Annotated in this window: 13 protein-coding genes; 2 read left to right on the forward strand and 11 right to left on the reverse strand. The window is 73.1% G+C overall.

The annotated features are described in order from the left end of the window. Positions 1-25: 25 nt before the first annotated feature. The 6 genes from AC0VY3_RS08600 to AC0VY3_RS08625 all read right to left on the reverse strand — a co-directional run bounded on the left by AC0VY3_RS08600 (position 26) and on the right by AC0VY3_RS08625 (position 7,233). Complete coding sequence (locus AC0VY3_RS08600; protein ID WP_103511698.1) at positions 26-853, reverse strand: ECF transporter S component; 828 nt, start codon at positions 851-853, stop codon at positions 26-28. Between the two features lie 5 nt (positions 854-858). After that, positions 859-2,682 carry an ABC transporter ATP-binding protein gene (locus AC0VY3_RS08605; protein WP_475549331.1) on the reverse strand — a complete coding sequence of 608 codons (1,824 nt, stop codon included), beginning with the start codon at positions 2,680-2,682 and terminating at the stop codon, positions 859-861. Continuing rightward, a complete protein-coding gene (locus AC0VY3_RS08610; RefSeq protein WP_475549332.1) occupies positions 2,679-3,848 on the reverse strand; it encodes an energy-coupling factor transporter transmembrane component T in 1,170 nt (389 codons plus the stop codon). Before AC0VY3_RS08610 ends, AC0VY3_RS08605 begins: the two co-directional genes overlap by 4 nt. Beyond that, positions 3,845-4,576 (reverse strand): SCO2322 family protein, encoded by a 732-nt coding sequence (locus AC0VY3_RS08615; RefSeq protein WP_181010788.1) that lies wholly within the window; start codon positions 4,574-4,576, stop codon positions 3,845-3,847. The genes AC0VY3_RS08610 and AC0VY3_RS08615 overlap by 4 nt, the downstream gene beginning before the upstream one ends. Continuing rightward, positions 4,573-5,823, reverse strand: a complete 1,251-nt coding sequence (locus AC0VY3_RS08620; protein WP_475549333.1) for a prenyltransferase/squalene oxidase repeat-containing protein — start codon at positions 5,821-5,823, stop codon at positions 4,573-4,575. Before AC0VY3_RS08620 ends, AC0VY3_RS08615 begins: the two co-directional genes overlap by 4 nt. Before the next feature lie 354 nt (positions 5,824-6,177). After that, positions 6,178-7,233, reverse strand: a complete 1,056-nt coding sequence (locus AC0VY3_RS08625) for an MBL fold metallo-hydrolase (RefSeq protein WP_475549334.1) — start codon at positions 7,231-7,233, stop codon at positions 6,178-6,180. A 207-nt stretch (positions 7,234-7,440) separates the two neighbouring features. On the opposite strand from AC0VY3_RS08625, the gene AC0VY3_RS08630 reads away from it, so the two are divergent. Continuing rightward, positions 7,441-8,910, forward strand: a complete 1,470-nt coding sequence (locus AC0VY3_RS08630; protein WP_475549335.1) for an aldehyde dehydrogenase — start codon at positions 7,441-7,443, stop codon at positions 8,908-8,910. After that, positions 8,910-9,143 (forward strand): ferredoxin, encoded by a 234-nt coding sequence (locus AC0VY3_RS08635; RefSeq protein ID WP_103508313.1) that lies wholly within the window; start codon positions 8,910-8,912, stop codon positions 9,141-9,143. The genes AC0VY3_RS08630 and AC0VY3_RS08635 overlap by 1 nt, the downstream gene beginning before the upstream one ends. Before the next feature lie 82 nt (positions 9,144-9,225). Here the strand turns inward: AC0VY3_RS08635 and AC0VY3_RS08640 are convergent, their stop codons facing one another. The 5 genes from AC0VY3_RS08640 to AC0VY3_RS08660 form a co-directional block, all read right to left on the reverse strand. After that, on the reverse strand, positions 9,226-9,483 hold the full coding sequence (locus AC0VY3_RS08640) for a hypothetical protein (RefSeq protein WP_475549336.1): 258 nt from the start codon (positions 9,481-9,483) through the stop codon (positions 9,226-9,228). 247 nt (positions 9,484-9,730) lie between these two features. After that, on the reverse strand, positions 9,731-11,005 hold the full coding sequence (locus tag AC0VY3_RS08645; RefSeq protein ID WP_103508315.1) for an MFS transporter: 1,275 nt from the start codon (positions 11,003-11,005) through the stop codon (positions 9,731-9,733). Further along, a complete protein-coding gene (locus tag AC0VY3_RS08650) occupies positions 10,995-12,809 on the reverse strand; it encodes a condensation domain-containing protein (RefSeq protein ID WP_475549337.1) in 1,815 nt (604 codons plus the stop codon). The genes AC0VY3_RS08645 and AC0VY3_RS08650 overlap by 11 nt, the downstream gene beginning before the upstream one ends. Further along, positions 12,806-14,137, reverse strand: a complete 1,332-nt coding sequence (locus AC0VY3_RS08655; protein WP_475549338.1) for a DUF6271 family protein — start codon at positions 14,135-14,137, stop codon at positions 12,806-12,808. The genes AC0VY3_RS08650 and AC0VY3_RS08655 overlap by 4 nt, the downstream gene beginning before the upstream one ends. Further along, a complete protein-coding gene (locus AC0VY3_RS08660) occupies positions 14,119-15,243 on the reverse strand; it encodes a phytanoyl-CoA dioxygenase family protein (protein ID WP_475549339.1) in 1,125 nt (374 codons plus the stop codon). Before AC0VY3_RS08660 ends, AC0VY3_RS08655 begins: the two co-directional genes overlap by 19 nt. Positions 15,244-15,375 lie beyond the last annotated feature (132 nt).

A 15,375-nucleotide genomic window follows, 5' to 3' on the forward strand; every position in this document is an offset into this window, starting at 1 on the left:
GCCCCGTCCGGGGACGCCGGGGGCCTCACGCCCCGGGCTCCCCGAACGCCGCGCGCGCGTCGAAGGCGGCGCGGCGGGTGGCCCGGCGCAGCGCCTTCAGCAGCGTAGGACCGAGCGTGAGGGTCAGGACCACGGTCAGCACCGCCCGCCCCAGGTCCCAGCCCAGCGAGGTCGCCGCGCAGTAGGCGAGGAACCGCACCAGGTTCTCGTGCAGCGGGTCGCCCGCGACGAACGAGATCCCCGACCCCAGACCGGTGATCAGCGTCCAGCCCTGCAGATTCATCACCGTGCCGTACGCGAACGCCGCCACGCAGCCGTACACCGCCAGCATCGCCAACTCGGCCCGCCCGCGCAGCCGGTCCGGCCCCGGCAGCAGCCCCGCGCCCATGGTGAACCAGCCCATCGACAGCATCTGGAACGGCATCCACGGCCCGACCCCGCCGGTCAGCAGCGCCGAGGCGAACATGGTCACCGAGCCGAGGACGAACCCGAACCCGGGGCCCAGCACCCGACCGCTCAGCACCATCAGGAAGAACATCGGCTCCAGGCCCGCCGTGCCCGCCCCGAGCGGGCGCAGCGCCGCCCCGACCGCCGCCAGCACACCGAGCATCGCGACGGCCTTCGCGTCCATCCCGGACTCGGAGATCGTCGCCACCACCACCGCGACCAGCAGCGGCAGCAGCGCGGCGAACAGCCAGGGCGCGTCCCGCGCGTGCGCGAGCCCGGACCCGGCGTCCGCCAGCAGCGGCCACCCGAAGGCGACCACCCCGACGGCCCCGGTCAGCAGCAGCACGGCCACGGACTTCGGCCCGAGCCGCACGGGCCGGGGAGCCCGTTCGGTGACGTCCGTCATCTCCTTCACGCTCCCGCCTCCAGCGCCCCGCGCACCTGGGACACGGTCAGCCACTCCTGCGGGGCGAGGATCTTCGCCGTCTGCGGGGCGAAGGCGGGGGAGGAGACCACCACCCGCCCGGTCGGGCCGTCCGCGACGACCTCCCCGTCGGCGAGGATCACCACCCGGTGCGCCAGCTCCGCCGCCAGCTCCACGTCGTGCGTCGCCAGGACGATCGCATGCCCCTCGGCCGCGAGCCCCCGCAGTACGCCGACGAGCCGGGCCTTCGCCGCGTAGTCCAGGCCCCGCGTCGGCTCGTCCAGCAGCAACAGCGGCGGCCGGCCCGTCAGCACCAGCGCCAGGGCGAGCGCCAGCCGCTGGCCCTCGGAGAGGTCCCGGGGGTGCGTGTCGTCGCCGACGCCCGGCAGCAGCTCCGACACCAGTGCCCGGCAGGAACCCTCCGCCGCGCCCGCGTCCCGGTCGGCTGCCGCGCACTCGGCGGCCACCGTGTCCGCGTACAGCAGATCGCGCGGCTCCTGCGGTACGAGGCCGACCCGGCGCACCATCGCCCGCGGGTCCGTCCGGGCCGGGGCCAGGCCGCCGACGCGCACGGTGCCCGCGGTGGGCTCGATCATGCCGACGAGCGCGCCGAGCAGCGTGGACTTGCCGGCCCCGTTACGGCCCATCAGGGCCACCGTCTCGCCCGGGTGCACGGTGAGCGTCACCCGCCGCAGCGCCTCGACCCGGCCGCGCCGCACCCCGAGCCCGTCGACCCGGGTGACCGGATCGGCGGCGGTCGGGGTGGCCGGGGCGGCGGGCCCCCGTCCCAGGAGCCGGGCCAACCGGCCGGCCCGCGGCCGCTCGACCGCGACCGGAGCGGGCACCTCCGGCGTTCCCGGCGGAACGGGTACCTCCGGCGTTCCCGGCGGAACGGGTACCTCCGGCGTTCCTGGCGGAACGGGCACCTCCAACGACCTTGGCGGAACGTCCGTCCGCACCGGCACCGCGGCCGAGGCGGCCTCCGGCGGAACCGAACCCGCCAGCCGCTCCCGCAGCCCGCCCGCCGCGCGCCGGGCGTCCCGTACCGACAGGGGCAGCGGGTCCCAGCCCGCCAGCAGCCCCAGCTCCGCCACCGGCGGCCGGACCGGCGACACCTTCATGATCCCGGCGGGCGGCCCCATCACGGGGGCGGCGCCCGGGGCGGGCAGCAGGACGACCTGGTCCGCGTACTGCACCACCCGCTCCAGCCGGTGCTCGGCCATCAGCACGGTCGTGCCCAGGTCGTGCACCAGCCGCTGGAGCACCGCGAGGACCTCTTCGGCCGCCGCCGGGTCCAGCGCGGAGGTCGGCTCGTCCAGCACCAGCACCTTCGGGTGCGGGGTGAGCACCGAACCGATCGCCACCCGCTGCTGCTGGCCGCCCGACAGGGTCGCGATCGGCCGGTCGCGCAGCTCGGCCAGGCCCAGCAGATCGAGCGTCTCCTCCACCCGGCGGCGCATCACGTCGGGGGCCAGACCGAGCGACTCCATGCCGTACGCGAGCTCGTCCTCGACCGTGTCCGTGACGAAGTGCGCCAACGGATCCTGGCCCACGGTCCCGACCAGATCGGCCAGTTCACGCGGCTTGTGCGTACGGGTGTCGCGACCGCCCACCGTGACCCGGCCCGACAGCAGCCCGCCCGTGAAGTGCGGGACGAGCCCGGAGACCGTACCGAGCAAAGTCGACTTGCCGACACCGGAGGGGCCGACGAGCAGGACCAGCTCGCCCTCGGGCACCGTGAGGTCGACGCCCGACAGCGTGGGACGCTCCGTGCCCTCGTACCGCACGGAGACCCGCTCGAACCTGATCACGCCTGCTCCTTGCTGCGATGCGCCGGTTGTCCGTGCGCCCGGGTCGACGGCGGTACGGGGGCGACCAGCGCGGGCACCAGCCCGACCAGCACCGCGGCGGCGGGCCACAGCGGCAGCACCGGCGCGGCCAGCGGCACGACCCCGGGGTGCAGCGCGTCCGGATCCACCGCCCCCGCCCAGATCATCGCCGCCGCGACCACCACACCCGAGCACGCCACCAGCCAGGCCCGCACACCCCACCGGTCCGGCCGGTAGCGGGTGCGCACCGAGCGCCGCCCGCCGAGCCGCAGCCCGGCCATCGCCGTGACCAGACCGGCCAGCAGCAGCGGCAGCCCGTACACCGCCCCCTGCGCGGCCAGCAGCCCGTACGTGCCGGCGCACACCCCGAGCAGCCCGCCCAGGGTCAGGACGTTCGTGGTGTGCCGGACAGCGGCCGGAACCCGGGCGGTACGCCCGTAACCCCGCGCGTCCATCGACGCGGCCACCGCCACCGACCGCTCCAGCGCGCCCTCCAGCACCGGCAGCCCGATCTGCGCCACGGCCCGGACGCCACCGGTCGGCCGGCCCCGCAGCCGGCGCGCGGTGCGCAGCCGGACCACGTCGGCCACCATGTTCGGCGCGAACGTCATCGCGACCACGACGGCGACCCCCGCCTCGTACAGTGCGCCGGGCAGCGACTTCAGCAGCCGCGCCGGGTTGGCCAGCGAGTTCGCCGCGCCGACACAGATCAGCAGGGTGGCCAGCTTCATCCCGTCGTAGAGGGAGAAGACGAGCTGCTCGGCGGTGACCCGGCCACCGATCCGCACCCCCTGCGCCCAGTCCGGCAGGGGCAGTTCGGGAAGGACGAAGACGGTGTGCGAACCGGGGATCGGCGAGCCGAGGAAGACGGAGAAGACGAGCCGCAGCGCCACGACGAACAGCCCGAGCTTGACGAACGCGCCGTAGGAGCGGGCCCACGGAGCATCCGTGCGCCGCGCCACCACCACATACCCCGCCACCCCGACCAGCAGCCCCAGCAGCAGCGGGTTCGTCGTCCGGGACGCGGCGGTGGCGAGCCCCAGCGCCCACAGCCACCACGCCCCGGCGGGCAGCGCGTTGCCGCGGTCCGCCGCGGGGGCGTGCAGGGCGCGGCGCAGCAGCCGGGCCGGGGCCGGGGAGGCGGTCACCGGCGGCGGCGGGCCTGGACCACGGCGGCGATGCCCAGCAACAGGACGGCGCCGATGCCGACGAGAAGCCCGACGGACGGACCGCCACCGCTGTCCTCGCCCGCGCCCGTGTCCTTGCCCGTTTCTTCCGCGGTCTTCGCGGGCTCGGACGGCTTCGCGCTGCCGGTGTCGCCGGACACCTGCTCGCCGCAGCCCGACTTCGGATAGCCGGAGATCGCGCAGAGCATGGCGCTGCTGTCGTACCGCAGCGGCTTCGCCACCGCGGCGAGCGCCTCCGCACTGCTGGCGTCCGGCGCGACCTGCGCGCAGGCCGTGCGCGGGGCGGGCGGCTGCTCGCCGTCCGGGGCGTCCGCCGCCGTACCCGGATCGATCACCAGCGCCACCCGCTTCTTCCCGTCCTCCGCCGGGGTGTCCGCGCAGATCGCCCCGAAGTCGGGGGCGCGGCGCGGCTGGTCGGCGTCGCCCGAGTCCTCGCTCACGGCGAACCGGAAGCCCTGGACCGTACCGTCGTCCGGGCGCAGGACCGACGGCCCCTGGGTGGCGTACTCCCAGTTCTTGCCGTTGCCCTGCCAGAACGACCAGTAGCGGTATCCGGCGGCCTCGGCGCTGCCCGCGCCGAGCAGCACGGCCGAGGCGGCGACCAGGGCGGCGACCAGTGCGACGAGCGGATTGCGCAACCGCGCGACGACAGGGTTCAGCGGCCGCGCCGGGACCGGCGTACGGCTCACGGCTGCTGCTTCTTCCGGCGCATGCTGAGCAGGAAGCCGATGCCCGCGCCGGCGGCGAGACCGATGCCGATCAGCCACCCCAGGCTCAGCCCGCTGTCGTCGCTGTCGGTGCCGCTGGAGGGCTGCGGACCGGTCGGCGTGGGCGAGGGGAGGGCGGTGGCGGCGGGGGAGGGCCCCATCGAGTTGAGCTGCTTGACGAGGTCGACGCCGCCGAAGCTGCGGGCGTCCGCGCCGGTGGCGTGCGCCGCGAGGATCAGCTGCGCGGTGGCGGCCGGACCGCCCTGCTTCGCCCAGTCCGTGGCGTTCTTCTGCAGCCAGGTGACGGAGGCCTGGGCCTTGTCCTTGTGCCCGGAGGCGGCGAGCGCGACGACCGCGTCCGCGGTGTTGCCGTAGTCGGGCTGCGGCGTGCTGTCCTCGGCGCCCGGCATCGGGGCCTGCTTCAGGTACGGCTGCTTCTTCAGCGTGCCCGCGAGGAAGAAGGCGCCGTTCTGGGCGGTCTGCTCCGGGCTGAGGTCGTCGCCCGTGGTGCAGGAGGGGTCCTTGACCGCGTTGGACGTGCCGGCGGCGATGCCCTTGCCCATCAGACCGAGCACGGAGGCCGCGGTGGCGTCCAGGTTGGCGGTGAGCTCGCCCTTCTTGCCCGGCTGGTAGGCGAACGCGCCGCCGTCCTTGTCCTCGCAGGGGATGGCCAGGGTCTGGAGCGCGGTGTACGGGGTGCTGCCGTCGGCGGTGGTGAGCTCGCCGACCGGGACGCCGGTGCGGGCGAGCGCGCCGATCACGATGGAGGTGGAGTTCGCGTCGCTCGGGCTGCCGGGGTTGTAGCCCCAGCCGCCGTCCTCGTTCTGCACGGACTTCAGCCAGTCGGCGCCGTTGTTCGCGGCGTCCCGGTGCAGGTTCACCTCGACGAGCGCCTGGACGGCGACGGCGGTGGCGTTGGTGTCCATCACCGTGGACGCGTCACAGGGATCGGAGGCATCGCGGTACGAGGTGAACGCCCCGCTGTCGCACTGCTGCCCCACCAGCCAGTCCACCGCCTGCGTCGACGGCGTGACGTACTCGATCTTCTGCGCGAGGAAGGCCAGCGACTGCCGCCACACCCCGTCGTACGTGGGGTCCGCGGTGCCGTAGAGCCCGGCCGGCAGCTCCGCCGACGGGGAAGGGCTCGGCGCGGCGACCGCTACGGGGGCGGCCGCGCCGAGAAGCACGGCGGTGGTCGCGAGCGCGGCTGCGCTGCGGCGTACGGTCATGGCTGGCTGGGCCTCTCCTGCGAGGGCCGGACTCCCCGGGCGCACGAGGGCACCGGGCTCCGGCCCCGTATGCCTCGACGGTGCCGGCCACCGGGGTTCCGGTGGCCCGAGCCGGTCACGCTCCGCGGAGGGCGGTCCGGCTGCCGTCGGGCGGACGGGTCACGGCTGGGGCACAGCGCCGGATTCGCACCGGCTTCCCCCTGTACGGGCATGATGACGACCTGCCCACTCTACCGGTCCGTAGGGGAGCGGCAGGGAGCTCGCACGGCGATGTACGTCACCGGGGCCCGGCCGCGCGAGGCCCGGACGGCGATGTACGTCACCGGCTGCGCGGGCCGCCGAGGGTGCCGGGTGTCAGACGGCGATGTACGTCACCGGGGGCCCGCCCGGTACGGCCTCCGCGCGGCCGAGCTTCACCAGCCGCCGCAGATGGGACTCGGCCTCCGACACGGCGATGGACCGCGAACCGTGCGGGATCTGCGCCCAGGGCCGGTTCCACTCCATCCGCTCGGCCAGCTGCCACGGGGTGAGCGGCGCGGCGAGCAGGGCGAGGAGCCCGGTCAGCCGCTCCTCGTGATGGTCCAGCAGCTCCCGCACCCGCCCGCCCGCATCGGTGAACGCGTGCTGGTGCGCGGGCAGCACCTCGGCCACCCCGAGCCGGCCGACCCGCTCCAGTGAGGCGAGGTAGTCGCCGAGCGGGTCGGTGACGGCGGTGTCGTCCGGGTCCTCGTACAGCCCGATGTGCGGACTGATTCCCGGCAGCAGATGGTCGCCGGAGAACAGCCGCCCGTGCCCGGCGAGCCCGGCAGGATGCCGCTCCTCCAGATGGAGGCAGACATGGCCCGGGGTGTGCCCGGGCGTCCAGACGGCGCGCAGTCGCCGCCCGGCCAGGTCGAGCAGCTCGCCGGGCACGATCTCCCGGTCGGGCAGGGCGGCACGCAGCCCGGGCAGGGTCCGCAGCCGCCCTCCGCTGCGGGCGGCGCGCAGCGGGGCGAGATGCTCCTCGGGTGCGCCGACGGCGGCGAGCTTGCGGGTGAGGTAGTCGAGCCAGGTGCCGGGTTCGGAGTCCCGGGTGCGGCGGACGATCGCGGTGTCGGCCTCGTGCATCGCGATCCAGGCCCCGGAGGCCTCGCGGACCTGGCCGGAGAGGCCGTGGTGGTCGGGGTGGTGGTGGGTGATGACGACGCCGTGGATCTCGGTGACGGCGGTGCCGAGGGCGGCGAGCCCGGCGACCAGGGTGTCCCAGGAGGCGGGATCGTCCCAGCCGGTGTCGATGAGGACCGGGCCCCGGTCGGTGTCGACGAGATGGACGAGGGTGTGCCCCAGCGGGTTGTCCGGGATGGGGACCTTGATGCTGTGGACGCCTCCGCCGTGGTCGGTCACCTGAGGTACCTGCGGCACCTGCGTCATGGGCTCCCCATCTCTGCTCGGCGGCGTGCGCTGAGCCAACTGTAACGAGAACTCGTTCCAGTGGTAGCCCAGGTCTACCAAATATTCGCCGCCCGGGTGCGGTCCGCACCGTGGACTCCTGAAACAGGAACTGGTATCAGTTCTGACGAGCAATCAGTTGCGCGTGCGTGGGTGTACGGATGTACGGGTTCACAGGAGGCGACGGCCATGACGGAACGTACGGAGCTGGTGGAACACGGACACCTGTTCATCGGCGGGGAGTTCACCGATCCGCTCTCCACCGAGGTCATCGAGGTGATCTCCCCGCACACCGAACAGGTCATCGGCCGCGTGCCGCACGCCTCCGAGGGCGACGTGGACCGGGCGGTCGCAGCCGCCCGCCACGCCTTCGACGAGGGCCCCTGGCCTCGCATGACGCTGGACGAGCGGATCGCGGTGATCACCCGGATCAAGGACGCCTTCGCCGTACGCCACGAGGAGTTCGCCCGCCTCATCAGCGCCCAGAACGGCACCCCGTACAGCGCGAGCGTCATGGTGCAGGCGCTGGCCGCGATGATGGTCTGGGACTCGGCGATCACGGTGGCCCGCACGTTCCCGTACGAGGAGCGGCGCGACGGAGTCCTCGGCCCGCTCCTGGTCCGCCGCGAACCGGTGGGCGTGGTCGCCGCGGTCGTCCCGTGGAACGTCCCCCAGTTCACAGCAGCGGCGAAACTGGCCCCTGCCCTCCTGGCCGGCTGCACGGCGGTCCTGAAGGTCTCCCCGGAAACCCCTCTGGACGCTTACCTCTTGGCGGAGACAGCGGCAGAGGCGGGCCTGCCGCCCGGCGTCCTCTCCATCCTCCCGGCCGACAGGGAGGTCAGCGAATACCTGGTGGCACACCGGGACGTGGACAAGGTCTCCTTCACCGGCTCGGTCGCGGCGGGCCGCCGGGTGATGGAGGTGGCGTCGCGCAACCTGACCCGAGTCACCCTGGAGCTGGGCGGCAAGTCGGCAGCGGTCATCCTCCCGGACGCGGACCTGGAGGCGGCGGTGGCGGGCATCGTCCCGTTCGCCTGGATGATCAACGGCCAGGCGTGCGTGGCCCAGACCCGCATCCTGGCCCCGCGCAGCCGCTACGACGAGATGGCGGAGGCCTTCGCGGCAGCGGCAGGCGCACTCCGCGTGGGCGACCCCCTGGACCCGGCCACCGAACTGGGCCCCTTGGTGGCCCAACGCCAACAGCAACGCTCCCTGGACTACATCCGGTTGGGCCAGGAGGAAGGCGCCAAGATCCTCACCGGCGGCAACCGCCCCGCCTCCCAGGAACGCGGCTGGTACGTCGAACCCACACTCTTCGGCTCGGTCGACAACTCCATGCGCATCGCCCGCGAGGAGATCTTCGGCCCGGTGATCTGCCTGATCCCGTACGGAGACGAGGACGAGGCCGTCCGCATCGCCGACGACTCCCCGTACGGCCTCAGCGGCAGCGTCTGGACATCGGACACGGAACGCGGCATCGACGTGGCCCGCCGCGTCCGCACGGGCACGTACAGCGTGAACACCTTCAGCCTCGACATGCTCGGCCCCTTCGGCGGCTACAAGAACTCGGGCCTGGGCCGCGAGTTCGGCCCCGAGGGCTACGGCGAGTTCTTCGAGCACAAGATGATCCACCTGCCCGCCGGCTACCGGGAGGCGTGATGGGCGACCGCTGGCACGTGGAGGTCGACCGCTCCGTCTGCATCGGCTCCGGCATGTGCGTCAACCACGCGGGCGACGCCTTCCACCTGGACTCGGCCCGCCAGTCCCACCCGACCGAGGAGAACCGCGACGCGGGCGAACACGTCCTCGCGGCGGCGGAAGGCTGCCCGGTGGAGGCGATCACGCTGACGCTGGCGGGGTCGGGGGAGGTGGTGTTTCCGCCGGAGGAGTGAAGGGTCCGGCTGCTACGGGCGGCTACTCGGATCAGGCCAGCGCCAGTCCGCCGGTGCGGTGGGAGCCCCGACACATCCGAGATCACTTCCGTTCGCGCAGTGCTCGTGCGACTTCGATGTCCCTCTGGAGTGCGCTGAGACGAGGCGGATTCCTTGTTTCATCGAGTACGACTGCGTGCAGTTGGTCACCGACCTGAGGGGGAGCTGCATCTCCCGACCACCAGGAAGGATGCTTGACCTGGTCGATAAACCCCGTGATGCCGACGCCGTAAACTTGAGATCCGGCCGGCGCGACAGCGGTAATCACGACATCTACTTCCTCTTCGTTCTTCCACGTCATTCCGGACCTCCAAAGATCGAAACCCGAGACCTGTTCGGACAGCAGCAGGCCGTCGTCGGAAAGGAAGACGACGCCTTCGGGATCGATCTCCAGCGGAGAATCCCCGGCCGGCCGACGCCTGCCCGATCATGCCGAGTTCCTTATTCCGCCGGATCGCCGGCGAAGGCTCAGGAAACCTCGCCGAGCGCGTGCGCCGCGACCTGGCGTTCCCGGGCCTCGCCGCGCCCGCCCCGGTGCAGCCAGCAGCTCAGACCGCCGGTTCGGCCTCCGCCGTTCGGAGCGTGTCCTCCGGGGCCCGGCGCAGTGCGCGGATCGCCGGGACGCTGAGCATGACCGCCAGCAGGGCGAACGACATCACCGACGAGAAGATCAGCACCTCGTTCGCGCCGAACGCGTCCGCCGCCGGGCCCGCCAGGGCGCGGCCCAGGGGGATGACCATGATGGAGCCTGCGACGTCGTACGCCGAGACGCGGCTCAGGACCGTCAGCGGGATGTGCGACTGGACGCTCGTCGCCCACATCACGCCCCAGAACGCGAAGCCGTAGCCCGCGATGACGTGGGCGATCGCCGTGGCCGCGAAGGACCATTCCAGGGCCGGGGCCAAGGGGTTGAGCGCGAAGCAGAGCATGGCCAGGGCGCCTGCGACCAAGGGGCGGCGGGGGCGGACCCGCATGCCGATCAGGCCGCCGATGATCGTGCCCGCGCCGTCCGCCGAGGCGATCCAGCCGTACCCGTTCGCCCCGTGCTGCTCGATCATCAGCGTCGCACCCAGCGGCAGCGCGGGGCCGAACACGAACAGGCCGTAGACGGACCAGACCGCGATGACGCCCCACAGCCACTGGCGCGACCGGAACTCCTGCCAGCCCGTCGCCAGCCTGCGCCACATCGGGGCGTCGCCCTCGTCGCGTTCCGTGTGCAGCTTCCGCAGGGGGAGCAGGACCAGGGCGCTGAGCGCGTACGCCGCCGCGATGACCAGGTACGAGCCCGAGACCTGCCAGTACGCCACCAGGATGCCCGCCAGGCCCGGGCCCAGCAGCGTGCTCAGGGCCTCGGAGATCCGCAGCAGCGCGTTGGCCTTCTGGATGTCCTCCGCGACCCGCGGGACCATGCTCGCCATACCGGGCTGGAACATCGCCGTCGCGGCACCGCTCAGCGCCATCAGACCCATGATCTGCCACAGCGGGACGCTGTCGGAGGAGAAGAGGAGAGCGGCCAGCGTCAGCATCGCCAGCATGCGCGCCAGGTCCGCGCAGATCATCATCAGTTGGGGGGTGAACCGGTCCGCCAGCACCCCGCCGAACAGCACCAGCAGCACGATCGGGGTCATCCACGCCGCCAGCGCGTACCCGACGCCGCTCGCCCCGTGTCCCGCTCCCAGCACCGCCGTGGTGAGGGACACCATCAGCATGCCGTCGGCCAGCAGCGACGCGCTGCGCGCCGTGAAGAACAGCCGGAACCGGCCCGACCGCCAGGGGCTGGGCAGCGGTTCGGACTTCTGGAGGGTCGTGTCGTCAACGCTCATGTCGCACCTGCCGGCTCCTGCCGGTCCCTTCCTCGATGATCTGCAGCCGACGCCAGGCGTCGCTCCGGTCCGGCTCGGCGGGCGGGTTCTCGACGAGCACGTAGCGGTGGGGTGCCAGGACCCCCGAACCGGCGGCCGGGATGAGGGCGGTCAGCGCCCGGTGGACCTCCTCGGGCGTCAACGGGGTGTCGCCGCGGGCGATGTACGCCGTGAGGTGCCCTTCCGCGCCGGCCGGCCCCTCCGCAGCGCCGTCCGCCGTCCCGTCCGGTGCGGGCTCCTCGGCCACTCGCACCGGCAGTCCGCCCACCGCCCGGCCGAGGGTCTCGCGCACGGCGTCGGGCGAGACCCAGCAGCCGTCCACCCGGAGCCAGCCGGACCCGCGTTCGGCGGGGCGGACTCCCGTCACCTCGGCCAGCGCCTCCATCGGTACGTCCCCGGCGGCGGCCGCCTCCAGGAGCAGGACCAGCCCGGTGAGGAACCCCTCCGCCTCCTCGGGGGTGAAGAGCGAGGGGGCGGCCCACAGGGAGATGTGGAGCTGGGGCGCCGTCCGGTACGTGAAGGCGAGCAGCCGGGTCGGCAGCGTCTGGGGCGGCCCCCAGGTCAGCTCCTGCCCGGCGTCGTCGCGGTCCTGCGCGTCGGTGCCCAGGAGTGGGGCGGGCAGGGCGCTCACGTCGTTGAACACCACGTCCCGGCCGAAGTGGCTGCCGCGCTCGGCGGTGACCCGGTCGATCATCTCCCACAGCCGTACGGAGTCGAACTGGCTGTGCCGGTAGGCGTTGAGCACCGCCCCCCAGGTCCGGGCGACCAGGGCGTCGAAGGCGGGCACCCGGACGTCCAGGTGAAGCAGCGCGTCCTGGGACGTGGTGGTCACCGAACGGGCGACCCGGGGGTGGAACCGGTTGGCGCTCGGGACGGCGGTGACACAGCTGTCCTGGCCCGCCCGGTGGGCCACCAGGGCGCACCAGGCGGCCATCAGCACGGTGGCCTCGGGGTGTCCGGTACGGCGGGCCGCACCGGCGAGCGCCCGGCCGCCCCGACGGGAGCGCAGCGTCAGCTGCCGGGCCTCCTCGTCGGTCCCCGGCCTCCTGCCGCGCGGCTCTGCGAACATCTCCTGCGGCCCGGTGCGCAGGATCCGCTCCCAGTACCGCAGGGAGGCCTCCGACTTCCGCAGCCCGGCCGGGGAGGCCTCCACGGCGGCCAGGTCGACCGGGGGGAGGGACGTGAGCCCCGGCAGCTCCTTGCCCGCCAGCAGCTCGGCGAACTCCTCGCGCAGGATGGCCATCGCGCTGCCGTCGGCCACCGCGTGGCTGAACGCCAGTGCCACGTAGGCCGGTTGTCCGGCCACGGTGAGCAGAGTGATCCGCATCGGGAACTCCCGCTCCAGGGCGAAGCGCCCGGCCCGGGCCGCCCGCGCCACCGATTCCGCGTACCCCGCCGGATCGGCGGGGAGTTCGGCGTGGTCGAGGACGGTCACCGTGAACGTGCCCTCCGCCGCCACGGCCTGGTCGACCGGTGCGGTCTCCGGCGGGTGCGGGAAGGTGGTGCGCAGCCCCTCGTGCCGTACGGCCAGGGCGCGCAGAGCGTCGGTGACGGCCGCCACGGTGGCGTCCTCGGGGACGGGCCACACATCGTGGATGTTGATGTGGGTGGGGTCGTCCCGCAGGATGCAGCGGATCATGTTGGCCTGGCCCATGGTGATCGGGCCGCGCCGCTCCGCACCGCCCGCGTAGGCGACGGTGACCGTGGTCGTGGTGGTGTGCGGGGGGTTCTGGTGCATGGGTTCCCTGTCGGCGGCGGAGTTCATCGGGTCACGGCCCGGACCTGCTGCTCCAGGCCCGCTTCGGCGCTCGCGCCGGACAGCGCCTCCCAGTGGTCCATCAGCAGCGCGAAGTCGGCCATGTCGTCCCGGGCCTCGTCCAGGAGTCGGCCGCTGTTCTCCGCGAGCGTGTCCGCGACCGTCGTGTAGCGGCCGCCGAGCCGCCGGTAGGCCCGGTCGATCACGTCGAGGCGGCGGGCGACCTCCGTACGGTCCAGCGCGATGCTGTCCCGTACGTACCCGGCCACCACGGACGCCCGGAGGTGGCCCCCGGCGTCGAGCAGCGCGTCACCGGCCTGTGCCGTCCTCGCGTACACGGCGTTGAGATACGTCTTCGCCAGCAGGAACTTCGCGAAACGGAGCTGGTAGGCGAGGAATCCGTCGTCCGTACGCCGTTCCACGGTATGGAAGTTGACGATGTGCCGGTTGTGTTGGAGGCCGGGCAGCCGGGCGTCGTGGGCGAGGTGGAGAAGGAAGTAGTCGCTGCCGATGGTGTCGGTGGCGGGTGGCAGCGGGATCCTGCGGTAGACCTCGTGGTCGAGTGCGATGTTGCACATGTCCACGTGCATCGGGCTGATGGGGGCGAGCGTGGTGCTGTCGCCGCCGAACCTCCCGTTGCCCGCGCCCCGGAACGACTCGTCGATCAGATGCTTGCGCCAGAAATCCGGGTACCCCTCGGGGAGCGACAGGCCGATCAGTTCGCTGTACGTGTCCGGGTCGAGCTCGCGGATCTCCGCCACGTCCACCGACATCTCGCCCACGAACGAGCCGCCCGCCACCGCCACCCGGCGGTCGCCCGAGCCCGGTGGCAGCTTGCTCCTCGTCGCCGACGTCCGTACGTGGTCCGCCCGTTGGCCCAGGTGGGCCAGCTCCTGGTGGAGCGGGAAGACCGGTTCGCCGTCGAGGTGCTGGTAGCGGCTGTCCGAGTCCCGGCGGTGCACGGACGTGCAGCCGAGGGCCTGGGCGATGAGGAACGCCCGGTTGGTGCAGGCCCCGTAGGAGACGCGGGACGGCAGCATCAGGCCCAGCAGCCGGTCCGCCGCAGCCGACGTCGCTCCGGACCGTTCGGTCACCTCGCGCAGGAAGGCGCGCTGCTCGTCCTCGTCGAGGTGGTGGACGGTCACACCGGGGGAGGCGGGCAGCGCGGCCACCGCCTCCCGGTGCTCGGCGAGGACCGGCTCGGGAGAGGAGTCCAGGATCAGGAGGTGCACCTCGACGCCGAACTCCCGTGCCCCGTAAGCCGCCTCCTCGCCGATCGCCGCGATGGTGCCGGAGCATGCCCGGTGGGTGGGCAGGGTCAGGCAGACGCGGCGCACGAAGGCTCCCCGCTCGGAGCGGCGGATGCCGTGCCCTCGACGCCCGCGACGTCCTCGGTCTCCTCGACCGGGTCCTGCCACGAGGCGAGCCCCAGCAACCGGCTGCCCAGAGCGTTCAGTTCGGCCGTCGGATAGCGCTTGGACTCGGGCAGCACCGGGTCGCCGACCAGGGTGCGGTTCCAGCGCGGCGTCCGCAGATGCCGCCAGGACTCCACCCGGGATCTGCGCAGCCGCTCGTGCTCCTCCAGCGCGGGCATCATCGACAGGTACTGCACGGCCCGCACACCGTTCTCGGAGAGGTTGCGCGCCACCCCGTGGGCCAGCAGACCGTTCCAGATGAGCAGGTCGCCGGGGTGCAGATCCGGTCGTACGACCGGGAGTTCGTCCCGGTCGATGTCCGGGCGCAGCGGGTCCCGGTCACCGGGCTGGCCGGTCTTCCAGGTGTCGAACTGCCGGAACAGCTCCGGGCAGCACTGGAAACCGCCGGTCTCCGGCCGGGTGTCGTTGAGCGCGATGATGCCCTGCACCCGCTGCGGCGGCACGGCGAGCGTGGTGTCGATGTCCCAGTGGAGCTCGATGTCGAAGCCCCGGTCCGTCGGCTCGATCAGGGCGCGGTCACGGTTGCCCCGGTTGGGCGGGTTGAGGTTGAGCCGGTCCAGGGTGACCCACAGCTCCTCGCAGTCCCATACGTCGACGAAGGCGTCGTACACCCGCTGCGACTGCCGGTTGTTCCACAGCAGTTGGTGGTGGTACGCCTCCACGAAGCCGTAGATGTGCAGCTGCTGGTCCAGCTCGGAGCGCAGCGGCCGGTCCTCGTACCAGCTCTCCGGCCGTTCCGGGTCCAGGCCCTGGAAGTCCCAGGTGAAGTCCAGCAGTTGCCGGGCCACCGTGGCCGGGACCGCCTCCCGGACGATGACGTAGCCGTACGTCTGCCAGTGGGCGAAGTCCTCCTCGGACAGCACCCGCAGCGGACGCGACTTGTCGAGCTCCCGCAGGGCTGTCTGCGCGAGGTAGGCCTCGCCGTCCGCGCTGAAGTACGGGATGTCCGACGCCGCGCGGTGCAGGCGCGGCCGGCGGCGAGGGGCGGGTGTCGTCATGAGGTTCATGGCAGGTTCTTCTCCTCGGCCGGCCGTGCGGCGACCCCGGGGGAGCGGGGTCGCCGCGGGCGGCGGGACGGATGGCAGTGCCGTGGCGGGAGCAGCCGTGACCACGTCGATCAGCAGGATTGGTCCAGACCG

The organism is Streptomyces sp. iso_384 (assembly GCF_056172905.1).

What these genes read in the sequence shown, in the direction of transcription:
- AC0VY3_RS08600 (WP_103511698.1), bottom strand. Translation starts at nt 853, where the DNA reads ATGACGGACGTCACCGAACGGGCTCCCCGGCCCGTGCGGCTCGGGCCG.
- AC0VY3_RS08620 (WP_475549333.1), bottom strand. Translation starts at nt 5,823, where the DNA reads ATGACCGTACGCCGCAGCGCAGCCGCGCTCGCGACCACCGCCGTGCTT.
- AC0VY3_RS08625 (WP_475549334.1), bottom strand. Translation starts at nt 7,233, where the DNA reads ATGACGCAGGTGCCGCAGGTACCTCAGGTGACCGACCACGGCGGAGGC.
- AC0VY3_RS08630 (WP_475549335.1), top strand. Translation starts at nt 7,441, where the DNA reads ATGACGGAACGTACGGAGCTGGTGGAACACGGACACCTGTTCATCGGC.
- AC0VY3_RS08635 (WP_103508313.1), top strand. Translation starts at nt 8,910, where the DNA reads ATGGGCGACCGCTGGCACGTGGAGGTCGACCGCTCCGTCTGCATCGGC.
- AC0VY3_RS08640 (WP_475549336.1), bottom strand. Translation starts at nt 9,483, where the DNA reads ATGACGTGGAAGAACGAAGAGGAAGTAGATGTCGTGATTACCGCTGTC.
- AC0VY3_RS08645 (WP_103508315.1), bottom strand. Translation starts at nt 11,005, where the DNA reads ATGAGCGTTGACGACACGACCCTCCAGAAGTCCGAACCGCTGCCCAGC.
- AC0VY3_RS08650 (WP_475549337.1), bottom strand. Translation starts at nt 12,809, where the DNA reads ATGAACTCCGCCGCCGACAGGGAACCCATGCACCAGAACCCCCCGCAC.
- AC0VY3_RS08660 (WP_475549339.1), bottom strand. Translation starts at nt 15,243, where the DNA reads ATGAACCTCATGACGACACCCGCCCCTCGCCGCCGGCCGCGCCTGCAC.